The 15,503-nt window shown below is 44.7% G+C and carries 17 protein-coding genes; all 17 read left to right on the top strand.

The window, feature by feature from the left end; all coding sequences use genetic code 11:
- Positions 1–949 (top strand): glycosyltransferase family 2 protein (locus WC317_07600; protein MFA5339992.1); only part of this gene is annotated, 949 nt, incomplete at its 5' end.
- A gap of 63 nt (positions 950–1,012) precedes the next feature.
- On the top strand, positions 1,013–1,600 hold the full coding sequence (locus WC317_07595; protein ID MFA5339991.1) for an SIS domain-containing protein: 588 nt from the start codon (positions 1,013–1,015) through the stop codon (positions 1,598–1,600).
- Positions 1,597–2,598, top strand: coding sequence for a GDP-mannose 4,6-dehydratase (locus tag WC317_07590; GenBank protein MFA5339990.1), 1,002 nt, complete (start codon positions 1,597–1,599; stop codon positions 2,596–2,598). Before WC317_07595 ends, WC317_07590 begins: the two co-directional genes overlap by 4 nt.
- A 22-nt stretch (positions 2,599–2,620) precedes the next feature.
- Positions 2,621–4,162, top strand: coding sequence for a PfkB family carbohydrate kinase (locus WC317_07585; protein MFA5339989.1), 1,542 nt, complete (start codon positions 2,621–2,623; stop codon positions 4,160–4,162).
- 20 nt (positions 4,163–4,182) lie between these two features.
- Positions 4,183–5,124, top strand: a complete 942-nt coding sequence (locus WC317_07580; protein MFA5339988.1) for an SDR family oxidoreductase — start codon at positions 4,183–4,185, stop codon at positions 5,122–5,124.
- A gap of 3 nt (positions 5,125–5,127) precedes the next feature.
- A complete protein-coding gene (locus WC317_07575; protein MFA5339987.1) occupies positions 5,128–6,102 on the top strand; it encodes a thiamine pyrophosphate-dependent dehydrogenase E1 component subunit alpha in 975 nt (324 codons plus the stop codon).
- A gap of 9 nt (positions 6,103–6,111) precedes the next feature.
- Positions 6,112–7,167 (top strand): transketolase C-terminal domain-containing protein, encoded by a 1,056-nt coding sequence (locus tag WC317_07570; GenBank protein MFA5339986.1) that lies wholly within the window; start codon positions 6,112–6,114, stop codon positions 7,165–7,167.
- Positions 7,168–7,190: 23 nt separating this feature from the next.
- Positions 7,191–8,096: a sugar nucleotide-binding protein gene (locus WC317_07565; protein ID MFA5339985.1), complete on the top strand. Its 906-nt coding sequence runs from the start codon at positions 7,191–7,193 to the stop codon at positions 8,094–8,096.
- A gap of 81 nt (positions 8,097–8,177) precedes the next feature.
- On the top strand, positions 8,178–8,816 hold the full coding sequence (locus WC317_07560) for a class I SAM-dependent methyltransferase (GenBank protein ID MFA5339984.1): 639 nt from the start codon (positions 8,178–8,180) through the stop codon (positions 8,814–8,816).
- A gap of 7 nt (positions 8,817–8,823) precedes the next feature.
- Complete coding sequence (locus WC317_07555; protein ID MFA5339983.1) at positions 8,824–9,480, top strand: class I SAM-dependent methyltransferase; 657 nt, start codon at positions 8,824–8,826, stop codon at positions 9,478–9,480.
- A 2-nt stretch (positions 9,481–9,482) separates the two neighbouring features.
- Positions 9,483–10,985 (top strand): radical SAM protein, encoded by a 1,503-nt coding sequence (locus tag WC317_07550; GenBank protein ID MFA5339982.1) that lies wholly within the window; start codon positions 9,483–9,485, stop codon positions 10,983–10,985.
- The gene (locus tag WC317_07545) at positions 10,982–11,776 is read left to right on the top strand and encodes a glycosyltransferase family 2 protein (GenBank protein MFA5339981.1); all 795 of its coding nucleotides are present in this window, start codon (positions 10,982–10,984) and stop codon (positions 11,774–11,776) included. Before WC317_07550 ends, WC317_07545 begins: the two co-directional genes overlap by 4 nt.
- Positions 11,777–11,782: 6 nt before the next feature.
- Complete coding sequence (locus WC317_07540) at positions 11,783–12,838, top strand: zinc-binding dehydrogenase (protein MFA5339980.1); 1,056 nt, start codon at positions 11,783–11,785, stop codon at positions 12,836–12,838.
- Positions 12,835–13,248 (top strand): hypothetical protein, encoded by a 414-nt coding sequence (locus WC317_07535; GenBank protein ID MFA5339979.1) that lies wholly within the window; start codon positions 12,835–12,837, stop codon positions 13,246–13,248. Before WC317_07540 ends, WC317_07535 begins: the two co-directional genes overlap by 4 nt.
- A 79-nt stretch (positions 13,249–13,327) precedes the next feature.
- Positions 13,328–14,662, top strand: coding sequence for a hypothetical protein (locus tag WC317_07530; protein ID MFA5339978.1), 1,335 nt, complete (start codon positions 13,328–13,330; stop codon positions 14,660–14,662).
- The gene (locus WC317_07525) at positions 14,643–15,308 is read left to right on the top strand and encodes a class I SAM-dependent methyltransferase (GenBank protein ID MFA5339977.1); all 666 of its coding nucleotides are present in this window, start codon (positions 14,643–14,645) and stop codon (positions 15,306–15,308) included. The genes WC317_07530 and WC317_07525 overlap by 20 nt, the downstream gene beginning before the upstream one ends.
- Before the next feature lie 35 nt (positions 15,309–15,343).
- A partial coding sequence (locus tag WC317_07520; GenBank protein ID MFA5339976.1) for a glycosyltransferase occupies positions 15,344–15,503 on the top strand: 160 nt, incomplete at its 3' end.

The following is a 15,503-nucleotide window of genomic DNA, read 5'->3' as shown; positions in this document are numbered from 1 at the left end:
TGATATAAAATGTGATATTATCATACCTGTCTGGAATGAATACGAACTTACAAAAAAGTGCGTAGAAAGCATAGAAAAGAATACCGCCTTATCTTACAGTATCATCCTGGTAGATAATGCGAGCGATGCCCAGACCGCGGCTTATTTGAAAGAATTGGCAAAAAAAAATCCCGCCGCCACAACCCTTATAAGGAATGAAGAAAATTCAGGCTTTCCAGGGGCGGTAAATCAGGGAATAGCGGTATCAAACGCGCCATTCCTGTGTATCTTGAATAATGATACAAAAGTTTATAAAGGGTGGCTGGAAGAGATGATCCGGGTAGCTGAAAAAGAGCCTGCCATAGGGATAGTGAACCCATCCAGCAACAATCTGGGACAGGCAGGGCCTTTAGAAGGTTTTTCCGGCAAATGGATAGAAATGTCGGCAGGTATCGGTTTTTGCATGTTGATAAAGAAAGAAGTTGTTGAAAAGATAGGAATGTTTGATGAGATATATAGCCCGGGGAATTTCGAAGATACGGATTTTTCCAGGCGTGCCGTAAAAGCAGGTTATAAATGTGTAATGGCAAAAGGCGCTTATGTATATCATGTCCAAAATACGGGTTTTAAGAAAAGAAAAGACTGGGATGAAAAATTTAAAAGGAACCTGGCTATCTTTAACAAAAGATGGGGCAGGACGAAGAGAATAGCTTATGTAGTCAAAAGCGCGGAAGAAAACGATTTAAAGGCCGCGGAAGGGGATATAAGGGGTTTTTTGAAGAATGGTGACCGGGTCTATGTTTTCCTGAAAAACAGGAACATCGCTTCCTGTTTGGGAGAACATTGCTCGCTGCGTATTTTTGAGCTCGGAAGTTTTATGTTCGGAATAAAGGTTTTTTGGCGCATAGTGACTCGTAAAAAGAAATTCGACAGAATTATAACGCTTCGCGTTTCCGGCAGGCAGTTGTAAGTTATCCGTTGAATTAAGGCATGTATTTTGAGATAATAGCCATAATTATGGGAGGGGACCGGCATGGATAAAGAGGATAATATTTTTGTGGATTATCAAAAAAGACTATGCGATTGTTTATCTTCTTTTGATTGGTCTCCTGTTCGTAAGTTGGCTGAAGATATCAGACTGGCATGGGACGAAGAAAGGCATGTGTTTTTATGCGGTAACGGGGGCAGTGCCGCGAACGCGATACACATAGCTAACGATCTGCTGTACCCAGTCACGAAAAACACGAAAAGAGGCATAGGCGTAAAGGTAACTGCCTTAACAGCCAATCAGTCTATTTTGACATGTCTTGGAAATGACATAGGTTACGAAAATATATTTTCTTTCCAGCTGGAGACATTGGGCAAGGAAGGGGACATCCTGATAGTTCTTTCAGGCAGTGGAAACTCCCCTAATATTCTGAACGCTGTCCACGCCGCGAAAAAGAAAGGTATCAAGACATACGGTATCCTTGGATTTAACGGAGGCAGGTGTCTGGAGTTTCTAGACGTCCCTGTTCATTTTGCGGTAAACGACATGCAGATATTAGAGGATCTGCAGCTTATAGCCGGCCATATGCTGATGCAGTGGCTGATCAAAGGGCAGATTCCAGGTAAATCATGAATGAAAAAATAACGGTAATAGGAAGTAATTCTTTTTCAGGTTCACATTTTGTATCGCATTGCCTGTCCGAGGGTTTACAGGTGCTGGGTATAAGCCGGTCCAGCGAGCCTATAGACGCGTTTTTGCCGTACAAATGGAAGAAAGCAGGCAGACTGGGACAGCAGTTCAAATTCGAACGGTTCGATATAAACAGGGATCCCGGGGCTATAGCTGATGCCATCAAGGAGTTTCGCCCTGATTATGTCGTGAACTTTGCCGCGCAGAGCATGGTCGCTCAAAGCTGGAGGCATCCTGAGCATTGGTATCAGACTAACGTGATAGGGAATGTGAAATTGCACGATAGATTAAGGCATTTTGATTTTTTAAAGAAATATGTCCACGTTTCTACGCCGGAAGTGTATGGTAATTGCAGTGGAAAGATAACAGAGTCGGCCCAGTTTAATCCCAGCACGCCTTACGCGGTTTCTAGGGCTGCCTGCGACCTGCACCTTATCACTTTTTTAAGGCAATATAATTTTCCAGTTGTTTTTACCCGGGCCGCCAATGTTTACGGCCCCGGTCAACAGCTTTACAGGATCATCCCGCGCACGATCCTTTACATAATGCTTAAAAGAAAGATACCTCTTCATGGAGGAGGGAATTCGGTGCGTTCGTTCATCCACATTAAAGATGTGGCGGACGCTACCCTTAAGATCGCCAGGAAAGCCGCGCCCGGCGGCAGTTTTCATATCTCTACCGATACCCATCTATCGATCCGGCAGTTGGTAGAGATGATCTGCGGGATGATGAAGGTGGATTTCAAGGATGCCGTGGAAATAGTTGATGAACGGCCGGGCAAAGACGCGGCGTATATCCTGGACAGCGCTAAATTGCGCGAGGAACTGGGATGGGGCGACAATATTGGGTTGAAAGACGGGATACAGGAAACCATAGACTGGGTTTCCTGTAATCTGGATGCGTTGAAATCACAGCCATTAGAGTATATCCATAAAGAATGATCTAATAGCGCGGGAGTTAAAAATGCCTACTTCAAAAAAAATACTCAGTTTCATCGAGGCAAAGAACGTCTTTGGAAAATTGAGGAAAAGAGGTAAAAAGATAGTCCAGTGCCACGGGACTTTTGACCTGATCCATCCCGGCCACATAGTCCATTTTGAGGAAGCCAGGGCGCTGGGAGATGTCCTGGTCGTGACCGTTACCGGAGAAAAATATGTCAATAAAGGCCCAGGGAGGCCGTATTTCAATGACGCGCTCAGGGCGAAATCTTTGGCGGCATTGCAGTGTGTCGATTATGTGGTGGTCGTTCCTTTTCCAGCCGCGGTAGAGGCCATAGAACAGGTCTGTCCGCACATATACTGTAAAGGCAGGGAATACAAAAATCCGGAAACAGATGTAAGCGGAAATATCAACGATGATGTCAAAACTGTCGAAAGATTAGGCGGCCGGGTATCTTATGTAGGCTCGGTAGTTTTTAGCTCTACCAGGTTATTGAATAAACATTTCGAAGTTCATCCGCAGGGGATAAAGGATTTTTGTAAAAAATTGGAAAAAAAGTGCCCGCCGAATGATTTCAGGAAAATAGTCGAAGGATTCAAGGATATAAGAGTCCTGGTTATAGGCGACATTATCTTTGATCATTATTCCACCGTCAAGGTACAGGGTCTGACCTCCAAGAATCGTATTATCTCGGCTAGGCTTATCAGGCACGAGATGCAGGCCGGTGGCGCCCTGGCCGTCTTCCGTCATGTCAGGCAGTTTACGCCGCATGTTAAACTTATAAGCCTGGTGGGGCGGGAACCGTGGGTCAACGGCCTTTTGTCCGATTATGTCAGCCGTAAAGAAGACGGAATAATCCGCCATAAAGATTTTATCACTATCATAAAACAGCGTTTCGTGGAGCCGATTAACGAAGGTAAAGAGTTGTCCAAGCTGTTCTCGGTGAATATGATAAGCCAAAGGCATCCCGAAGAGGATATCCAAAAAAAGATTTATGACAAGATAAGCGGATGCATAGAGGATTATGACCTGGTAATGATGATGGATTTCGGCCATGGGTTGGGCGCGGAATCCATCAGGAAACTCGTGCAGGAGAGGTCCCGTTTCCTTGCCTTGAACTGCCAGACAAACAGCAATAACCACGGCTTTAACCTTATCGACAGGCAATATTATCGCGCGGATTCTTTTTCTCTTGATGAGACCGAACTTAGTCTGGCCTGTGGAAAACGCGATATGCAATATAACGAGGAGCTCCTGAAACTACATGATAAACTTGGCGCGCGCTATAGCTGGCTTACGCGCGGCGCTACAGATACTATCGGCATTAAGACGGGCGAACCGGAATGCATCTGCGCGCCGCTTGAGACTTCGATAGTCGATACCATCGGCGCGGGCGACGCGTTTTCTTCGCTGGCCTCTCTTGCCGCGGTAAAAGGATTACCGATAGATGTCGCCACTTTTATGGGACAGCTTGCCGGAGCTCAGGCAGTGCGCATAGTAGGGAATGCCGAATCTGTCAATAAGAACAAATTTCTTAAGGGTGGGATGAGTTTATTGAGTTTTTAGTTTATTGAAAGCGAGGGTATATGAAAATACTTTTATTGGGCGGCTGCGGTTATATAGGTACGATGCTTACGCGGGCCCTTTTGGACGCAGGACACATGGTCAGGGTCGTGGATATCATGTGGTTCGGCAATTATCTTCCTGAGCACAAGAACTTAACGGTCATCAAAGAAGATATACGTAATCCGGAAAAGATCCCGATGGATAACATAGACGCGATCATCCACCTGGCCAATGTCGCGAACGATCCTTGCGGTGAGCTGAATTCAAAGGTGGCATGGGAAGTGAATGTCTTGTCTACCATGCGTCTGGTAGAGCGTGCTATACAGCATAAGGTAAAGCAGTTTATTTACGCGAGCTCAGGAAGCGTTTACGGCGTAAAAGACGAACCAGAGGTAACCGAAGAACTTCCTCTTGTCCCTATATCGGATTACAACAAGACTAAGATGGTAAGCGAAAGAGTGCTTATGAGTTATCAGGACAGGATCCTTGTCCAGTGCGTCAGGCCGGCTACCGTGTGCGGTTATTCCCCAAGGATGAGGTTGGATCTTTCCGTAAATATGCTGGCTATCCAGGCATTAGCCAATGGGAAGATCACGGTTTTGGGCGGGAACCAGACCCGCCCCAATATACATATCAAAGACATGGTTGCCGTATATATGTATTTCCTCAAGATGGGCAAAAAACTCAGGGGTGTCTACAACGCCGGTTTTGAGAATATATCCATTTTGGATATAGCTAGGAAAATAGTCAACTACGTACCTGCCGAGATTATTATCAGTGAATCAAATGACCCGCGTTCTTACAGGCTATGCTCGAAGAAGCTTCTTGCCGCAGGCTTTAAACAGGGGCATAGCGTTGACGAAGCGATAAAAGAACTTGTTAATGAATTCCGGAATGGAAATCTAAAAAACGAAGATAAGTGCTATAACATAAAGACAATGAAAGGGCTGTCCTTTTCATAGGCCATGAAAATAAATAAAAAAATATCTCTTTCATTATATTATCAATTGCTGAGGATCCGCATGGTAGAGGAGCGGATAGCGGGACTTTATCCTGAACAGGAGATGCGTTGTCCTGTGCACCTTTGCATAGGACAAGAAGGTGTGGCCGCAGGGGTATGCGCGAACCTCGATAAACGGGATTACGTCTTGAGTAACCACAGAAGTCATGGACATTTCCTGGCAAAAGGCGGGGATTTAAAAGCGATGATGGCTGAAATTTACGGCAAGGCATCAGGATGTTCAAGGAGCAAAGGCGGTTCAATGCATCTGATAGATCTCAGCGCGGGCTTCCTTGGTTCAACTCCCATTGTAGCCGGCGTGATCCCGGTAGCGGTGGGCGTTGCTTTGGGGACGTCTATGAAAAAGGAAAAAAAGGTAACCGTATGTTTTTTCGGAGACGCGGCTACGGAAGAGGGAGTATTTTCAGAGAGCCTTAATTTCGCGTCGTTGAAAAAACTGCCTGTGATCTTTATCTGCGAGAATAACTTGTATTCGGTATATTCACCGCTTTCGGTGCGCCAACCCAAGGATAGAGACAATCTTGCGATTGCCATGGGATATGGCGTTCGCGCGGAAAAAGGCGACGGCAATGACGTGGCTTCTGTCTATCAGATAACGAAAAAGGCCGTAAGAGAAGCCAGAAGAGGGAAAGGCCCGTCCTTTCTGCAGTTCGATACTTATCGATATCGCGAACACTGCGGACATAATTTTGACCACGAACTTAATTATAGGACCACAAATGAATATGATCATTGGTTTAAGAGATGTCCCCTGGATAATTTCGAGAGAAAATTAATCAGACAGGGGATACTTGATAAAGATTATATTGGGCGCGTCAGGGAGAAGATCGGGAATGAGATAGATGGCGCAATAAAATTCGCGAAAGGTTCGCTTTTACCGGAAAAGGAAGAAGTCTTTTCCGACATTTATGCCCCATAACAAGATATGATGAGAAAACTTACTTACGCTCAGGCTATTCTAGAAGCAACGGACCAGTGCCTGGCAAATGATGACTCGGTTTATATTATTGGATTAGGCGTAACCGATCCCAAAGGCGTATTCGGGACTACCCTTGGCCTTGAGAAAAAATACGGTAAGCGGGCAATGGATATGCCGGTTGCCGAAAACGGTATGACCGGCATAGCCATAGGCTCCAGCCTGGTAGGGATGCGGCCTATCTTAACGCATCAGCGCGTTGATTTCATGATACTGTCTTTGGATCAGATAATCAATAATGCCGCTAAATGGCACTATATGTTCGGCGGGAAATTAAAGGTTCCACTGGTGATTCGCCTGCTTATAGGCCGCGGGTGGGGACAGGGGCCGCAGCATTCCCAGAACCTGAATTCCATATTCGCCTTTGTTCCTGGTTTGAAAGTAGTTATGCCGGCGACCGCTTATGACGCGAAGGGATTATTGATCTCGGCGATAGAAGATGACAATCCTGTAATTTTTATAGAACATCGCTGGCTTTACGGCATATCGGATAATGTCCCGGAAAAGATGTACAGGGAACCGCTGGGTAAAGCCAGGATAATAGAAAAGGGTAAGGATGTCACCATTATATCTTCATCTTACATGGTTTTAGAGGCTATGCGCGCCGGTAAAATACTTAAGAAATACGGGATAGGCGCGGAAGTGCTGGACTTGCGCTCGATCAGGCCCCTGGATGAGGAGTCTATAATAAGATCGGTAAAAAAAACAGGCCGTTTGGTTGTGGTGGACGGCGCGTGGCGGAGCTTCGGAATATCTGCTGAAGTCATTGCTTTAGTTGCGGAAAAAGGCTGTGGCATGCTTAAAAGCGCTCCCAGGCGCATCACATTTCCCGATACCCCGACCCCTACAAGCCCGGCGTTGGCAAAATATTATTATCCCAGGGCGATAGATATAGTCAATAGTGTAAGATCTATGTTCGGCTTTCCTGAAAAAACAGAAGAAGGCGCGGGGATGGTTTCCAATATCCCGCTGGATGTGCCGGATAAAACATTTACGGGGCCCTTTTGACAATGAAACCGGAGGGATATTAAGTGATCTTGGTCACGGGTGCATCAGGTTTCATAGGAAATAAATTTTATCTATATTTTAAGGAAAATAATATGCGCATAAAGGGCACGTATTATTCAAACGGACCCGGCGATTTGGATAAACTGGACAAAGAAAACAGGATTTATCTGGACATGAAACGCGGGGATATGGAGGAGATTAAAAGATTAAAGGATCTGGAATATATGATTTTTTGTCACGGCATTTCTGATATAGAAACCTGCAGGAATAAAAGGGAGCTTTCTTACGCCGTGAACGTGACCAATACTATAAACCTTTTGAGACATTGCAGGCATTCAAGTATTGTGCCCGTTTATCTATCTACGACCATGGTATTTGACGGTGAAACTGAATCATCGTCGGAATCCTCCGATCCTAACCCGCTTTCGGAATACGGGAAACAAAAACTGGAAGTAGAAAAGTTCATAGCAGATAACTTTGAGAAATACTTGATATTAAGATTGACCAAGGTCTTCGGAGTAGAGAAATACGACAAGAGCATTTTTACTTCATGGCTTGATAAGTTTATGCAAAAGGAGAAGATAGCAGCCGCTTCGGACGTCTTTATTTCTCCCGTCTACGTAATGGATGTGATAAGGATAACGGAACTTTTAATGAAAAATAACCATTTCGGCAGTTATAATCTTGGAGGGCCTGAGATATCTAGGATATCGGATTTTGCTATAAGGCTGGCCGGTTTTTTTGATTATGATTCGGGACTCATCAGGGAGGTTTCAATAAACGACCTTGGTTTCACGGAAAAACGCCCAAGGTTTAATAGTGTTGATTCAACCAAGATACTCAGGGAGTCCGGTATAAAATTGACGGCTATCAGAGATTGCTTTAACTTGATAGCCGAAAACTACGGGATTAAAGTAAATCGACCCTGATACGTAAAAAACAGAAAGGATATAGTTGTGAGAAAGAGGCAAGAGACAAAAGAACGGCAGTATGATATTCAGTTTGAGACAATGAGAAAAAAAGGTGCGGTGAAACTGGGTCCTACAGCCAGTCACCTGTGGAGGAACGACCCGCGCCATATATCCTTTTTGCTGGCCAGGTACAAATTCTGCTCGAAGATATTGGCAGGAAGAAAAAATGTTTTGGAAGTAGGGTGCGGGGACGCCTTTGGCACCAGGCTGGTTTTGCAGACCGTTTCTAAAGTCCATGCTGTGGATTTTGACCCGTTATTCATAGATTGGGCGAAGCGGCAATATAGGAAAGAAGGCATGGGCATCAGCTTCCAGGTCGCGGATATCTCAAGGCAATCCCCCCGCAACGGCCTTTTTGACGGGGCCTATGCCTTGGATTTTATAGAGCATGTCAATACAAAGCATGAGAAGGCCGTGATGAATAATATTCGCGAAGTCCTTACCGAAGACGCCGTTTTTATCCTGGGTACGCCTAACATCTCGGCAAAAAAATACGCTGGCGTCGACAGCAGGAAGGGGCATGTCAATCTAAAGAACGCAGATGGATTGAAGAGGTTGCTCGAACCTTATTTTAATAATGTATTTGTATTTTCCATGAATGACGAGGTCATCCACACAGGTTTTTATCCGATGGCTAATTATTTGCTGGCGGTAGCATCGGTATTAAAGAAAGGGTAAAATGACAATGGCCGAGATAAATCTGCTTGATACCCACCCGAAGACAATAAGGGATTACGACAAGCGCTTTCAAGAGAAAACGCCCGAGGTTGTCCGGACGGCGAAATTATTCGATAAAGAATTTTTTGACGGGGAACGGAAATATGGTTATGGCGGCTACAGATACGACGGCAGATGGAGATCGGTCGTCAAACGCATGAAGGATCATTATGGGTTACCCGAAAATGCGGCTATTCTGGATATAGGCTGTGCCAAGGGGTTTATGCTACACGATTTTAAAAAACTAATGCCCGATTGTACCATAGCCGGGATGGATGTCAGCAGGTACGCCGTCGAGAATGCCATGCCTTCGGTCAGGCCTTTTCTTAAAATAGCGAGTGCGGAAAAACTGCCTTATCCGGACAAAAGTTTTGACTTGGTCATATCAGTCAATTCTATACACAATCTTCCTCTAGAGAGACTTAAGACCGCGCTTCGCGAGATACAACGAGTCTGTCGCGGCAATAGTTACATTACTATTGATGCCTGGCGCAACGAAACTGAGAAAGAGAATCTTTTTAAATGGGTGCTTACCGCCGAAACCATGATGCATGTGGATGGCTGGAAGGGTCTTTTTGATGAAGTAGGTTATACGGGTGACTATTGGTGGTTTATAGCTGATTGACTATGGCGCATAAAATAAAAAAGATACTTTTAATACAGCCAAACTACGCGTGGTTGAGCAAGCGGACATGGCCTACTCCTCCCTATACCCTTTGTCTGCTTAAGGCCGTTCTGCCGGTCCGTTATGAAACCGTGGTTTTTGATCCCAATGTTAATAATCTTTCGGAAGAGGATGTATCTGAATATTTGCGACGGACCAAGCCTGATCTGGTAGGCGTAACTTCCGTTTCCACGGAATACGTTAATTCTACGAAGTTGCTCATTTCTATCGTAAGAAAAACGTTACCTGCCTCAGTGATCGTTTTTGGAGGGGTGATCCCTACGGTCTTGATAAAAGAGGCCGTTAAGGATGGCAATGTCGATTATTGGCTGATGGGAGAAGGCGAGATATCTTTCCCTACTCTTGTCGAGGAGATCAGGAAGGATATGCCGCGCCTTGATGGGATCAGCGGCTTGGTCTACAGGAAAGACGGAAAGACGGTAGTCAATGAAATGGAATTCATAAAAGATCTGGATAGGCTTCCTTTTCCGGACTATTCCAATGTTGCGGGAGATAAGGACAGCGGGAAAATAACCCTTTGCGACTACGGAAACATCAGATTAAAATATGCCCCTGGATTTTTGGCGAGAAATTATCCTTTTATCGTTACCATTACATCCAGGGGATGCCCTTATAAGTGCATATTTTGCGCGGGCAAAACCGTAAGCGGAGAAAAGGTTAGATTCAGAAGCGCGGAAAACGTGCTTGAAGAGATAGATGTCCTGTATAGGCAGGGCATTAAGGAAGTTATTTTTCTGGATGACCATTTCCTTGCAAACAGGAAGAGAGCTCTGAAAATAATGGAAGGCATCATAAAAAACTATAAAGGCCTTACCTGGAAATGCGTCAATGTTACCGCCTGGCTACTTGATAAAGAAACCCTTGAGATTATGCGCAAGAGCGGTTGCACATATATAACCGTCTCCATTGAGTCAGGTAACCAGAATGTCCTGACCAATATAATTAAGAAACCTGTCCGTCTCGATAGGATCCCCGAGAAATTGAGGCTGGCTAAATCCATAGGGTTCGACGTGATAGCGAATTTTGTCATCGGCTTTCCCGGAGAGACGTGGGAGCAGATAAGAGATACGTTCAGATATGCCGAAAAACTTGATGTAGATATCGTAAATTTTCACATAGCCACGCCGCTTCCGAAGACAGAACTCATGGATATCTGTTTAAGGGACGGATTGCTCCCTGATGATTATCTGGAGAATATATCCGAGTATTCCGGTTATGGAAAAGGGCTTATTACGACCGACGAATTCACGCCGGGGGAACTAGAGATATTAAGATCGTTCGAATGGGACAGGATAAACTTTTCCACGCCTGAAAGGAAAAAGGCGATTGCGAGGATAAACGGGATAACCATGAAAGAGCTGGAAGATTGGCGTAGGAATACGAGGCGAAACCTGGGAGTAAACAGCATGGTAAAGAACATTATGACTTCTTTGAGGAAAATATGAATACCAAAGATAACCACGAATATTATTTTTTAGACTCTAAACTGTTTCCCAGGTTTGTGGCGTGCAAATGGGAGAAGGATATCACCGTGTTCGTGTCCTGTTACAATGAAGAGGGTAATATCATAGATACGTTCAACACCTTGACGTCGGCTTTATCCGCTGTCAAGCTTGATTGGGAGATACTTGTTATTGATGATGCCTCCACCGACAGATCAAAAGAGCTGGTCAGTAATTATATGAAGGCGCATCCCCAATATTCTATCAGGCTGCTGGTCAGAAAAGAGAATATCGGGTTGGCCCAGAATTATATCGACGGCGCTTTTATAGCAAAAGGCAGGTATTATAAATTGGTGTGCGGTGATAACGCCGAATATCAGGAGACCCTGGTGGACATCTTCAGGCTTCTGGGTAAGGCGGATGTCATTATCCCGTGCCACCTGAAGGTCAAAGGGCGTTCCTTTATGCGCGAGATGTTATCCAGGACATATACATTTATAGTCAATGTCATAAGCGGCTACAAGATCAAGTATTATAATGGCGGGGCATTGCATTTGACATATAATGCAATGCGCTGGCATACGGATTATCACGGGTATAGTTTCCAGGCCGATATCATCACGCGGCTATTGGACAAGGGGATGAGTTATATTGAGATCCCGGCTAAATCTCATGAGAGGAAAACCGGGGCGTCGCAGGCGCTCAAGATAAAGAATTTCCTGTCTGTCGGCCATTTCTTTTTGGATTTAATGATCCGCAGGTTTGGCAGGATATATCGTGACAGGAAGAAATAAGGGTTGATGAAGATGAAAGCGGCTGTATTGTATAGAAAAGGCCTGGTCGTGGAGGATAATATAGAAGTCCCGGATCCGGGCACAGGCCAGGTCCTGGTAAAAGTCGCTTACAGCGGTATTTGCCGCAGTCAGTTGATGGAGATACGCGGTTTTCGCGGGGTAGATAAATACCTGCCGCATCTATTAGGACATGAAGGCTCGGGTGTTGTGATCAAGGCCGGGAAAAAGGTGGCAAAGGTCAGGCCAGGCGATCACGTCGCCCTTACCTGGATAAAAGGTAAGGGTATAGAAGCAGGAGGCTGTAAATATAAAAAAGGCCGCCTGACTATCAACGCGGGCGCGGTAACTACCTTGAATGAATATGCTGTAGTCTCCGAGAATCGCTGCGTAAAGATATCCCGGAATATACCCTTGGATATAGCCGTGCTTTTTGGCTGCGCCATACCTACGGGGGCAGGCATTATTTTTAATGAAATATCCCCGAAAAATGGAAGCAGTATAGCCATATTCGGTTTGGGAGGGATAGGGTTAAGCGCATTAATGGCGGTAAGTTTGTTTGGATGCGGTAAGGTTATAGCGGTTGACATGGAAAAAGCTAAATTACGGTTAGCCAAAGAGTTCGGGGCTACCCATTGCATCGATTCCAGAACAGAAGACCCTGTAAAGAAGATCATGGAGATTACAAAAGGAAAAGGCGTGGATTATAGCGTAGAAGCCGCGGGAGTGACTTCCAGCATTGAGCAGGCTTTTGATGCCGTAAGGGCAGGAGGGGGCCTGTGTGTTTTTGCCACGCATCCTAAAGCTGGTGATAAGGTCAGGCTTGACCCGCATGCGCTTATTTCTGGAAAACAGATCAGGGGAAGTTGGGGAGGCGCGTCCTGTCCCGACAGGGATATTCCGCGTTTTGCGAAACTCTATAGTGAAGGCAAGCTCAGGTTAGAAAAACTTTTAAGCCATTCGTATACTTTGGACGAAGTAAACCGCGCTTTCAAGGATCTGGAACAGCGCAAGGTCGTGAGGGCTCTTATAAAGATAGGCGGCAAAGGACGGGATATGCGATGAACCTATCTATCGATAAGATCTTTAAGATTATAACCGCGGCATGGATAGCGCTGGCAATATTCTTTATGGTAAGGGGCCTTATGCTGGAGAAAGATAAGTCTACTCTCAGGGATTACGTAAGCCTTGCCCGTGCGGATTGGGAAGGGAAAAGGGTTATTATATTAGGCAATGATCTATACGAGTTCGCGAGATTCTGCAAAGCTGAACTCTTCGCCGGTGCCGGTTATGAGGTGGTAGGGATACCGGAAGATTCCATAGATCTACCCCGCCTGGTTTATTATTTATACCCCGCCATAAAAACAGAGGATCCGAATTTTATCCTCGTCTATAAAAAACCGGATTTTGTTAAAAATGGGACACAGCTTTATATGTCATTGAATAAAGAGAGTTTTATACTCAGGCGCGAATAAAAGGATGGGCATGGTATACCTATTGACCTTATTGGCCTTATCGGTTTCCAGTTTTTTAGGATTTTTACTCTTGCGGTTAATGGACGGCGGCAAAAAAACAGGTGTTCTGGAAAGGCTTGGCCTGTCATATGGTATGGGACTGGGCGCGATAGCCGTCATAATGACCTTTTTGTCCCTGGCAGGGATCAGCTTTAATGTTTTTAATATCCTGGCGCCTTTTATCTTGATCGTGGCTTCGGGAGTTGTCCTTAAAAAGGCTTTCCAGAAGCCCGGGGTGGAAAAATCAAAGAACGGGCATGGGTACAGTAAAATGAATAGGGCGGAATTGTTTTTTTTCGGCGCTATCCTGTTCGAAGTATGTTTTGCTTTTTTCGTAAGCCTGGTCAAACCCATGGAATCATGGGATGCGGTGGCGCATTGGGGCGCGAAGGCAAAGATCATGTATTTATTGAAGGGCCTGCCGCTGGATATCTTTTCAAAGCCCGGAATAAAAGACGCCACGTTTACGGGGGACTACCCGTGGTTATGGCCTTTTGTTCAGAACTATATCCATAATTTTATCGGACGTTTCAATGATTTCGCGCCAAAGATGGCGGGACCTTTCTTTTTTGCCTCGTGCCTGGTAGTTTTTTATGGTGTACTGAGGAATGTACGGTCTACGAGGCTTCATGCCCTTATTTTTACTTTTTTCCTGGCAAGCATTCCGCACTTCAACGCTTATGCCTCTAACGGATACGCTGATCTTATCCTGAGTTTCTATTACAGCGTAGGATTTATATACCTTTATCTTTGGTTCAGGGATAAGGATAGAGCGCATCTTATAATATCCGTTATTTTTACCGCTATGGCATGTTATGTGAAGTGCGAAGGGCTTCTTTTGGCCCTTGTAACGATATTGACATTTTTAAGTTTTATATTATTTAGCGAAAGAGGGAGTAAGGCCAGGGCTTTCAGATCATTTATCTTTTATATCGTAACACTGGCTGTTTTATCCCTGCCCATGTTTTTGTTAAAACACGCTACTGCTTCGAATATCGCGAACCAGGCAATGAGCGTTAAGTTATTGTCTGATTTTAAAGTGGAGAATTTCCACAGGATACTGCCTATTATTTATGATTACCAGAAGCAATTTTTCGGCATAAAGGCATGGAACTTGGTGTGGGTGTTATTTATCATCAGCGTATTTCTGGGCTTCAAGCGCGGGGTATTATTCGGTAAAGATGTAAGATTCCTTACTATCGCACTTGGGCTTGTCTTCCTGGCCCACGTATCATTTTTTATGATAAGCGGGGATGTAACTATCTATTTAAGAGCCTTGAACAGGATGCTCTTGCATTTTCTGCCGCTTGTCGTATTTTTTATCGCGCGTGTTTTCGCGCCGGAGTTGGATATCTATGAGCAGGAAAAAAGATAAGCGCGGCGATTTTTTAGAGATAATACCTCTGAATACAAAAAGGCTGTTAGATGTGGGATGCGGCGACGGCGGGCTGTCGGCCAGGCTGAAAGAAAGAGGTATAGAGGTAGTCGGCATAGAGAAGATAGAAAAATTATGCTCTATAGCAAAAGGAAAATTAAACAATGTAATTTCAGGTGATATAGAAAAGTTACAATTACCTTATCCTGAAGGGTATTTTGATTGCATTATGTACGCGGATATCCTTGAGCATTTGATAGAGCCTTTAAATATCTTGGAAAAGCAGAAAATTTATTTGCAGAAAGATGGTTACGTGATAGCAAGTATTCCTAATGTGAGATATTATAAAGTTATCCTGCGCTTGATCCTTTCCGGGACATGGGATTACAGCGATGCCGGAATGCTGGATAAGACTCATGTTAGATTTTTCGGGCTGGTGAATATAGTCGAACTTTTTAATAGAGCAGGATACAGCATTATTGAAATCAGGCGGAATATAATCGCCGGAAGATGGCTCAAGATATTGAACGTATTATTCTTTAATACGCTCAGGGATTTTCTTACATACCAGTATTATGTTAAGGCGAGAAAAGATAATAATTTTTCGCGGGAGTCTCTAACTTCGAGAAAGATTTACAAGTTTTAACATTTTAACAATGTTCTTCAGGATAGGCGGTATGTATGGTTAGAAAGATTTCAGTGGTTACAATAGCAAAAAACGAAGAGGCGAATATTGCCGCGTGCATCAATAGTACCAAAGGCTGGGCTGATGAGCATGTAGTAGTGGATGACTTCAGCTCTGATAAGACTATAGAGATAGCCAAATCTAACGGCGCCGCGG

The sequence above is a fragment of the Candidatus Omnitrophota bacterium genome (genome assembly GCA_041653595.1).
GTDB lineage: Bacteria > Omnitrophota > Gorgyraeia > Pluralincolimonadales > Pluralincolimonadaceae > Pluralincolimonas.
This window is presented reverse-complemented; position numbering and strand designations above follow the sequence as displayed.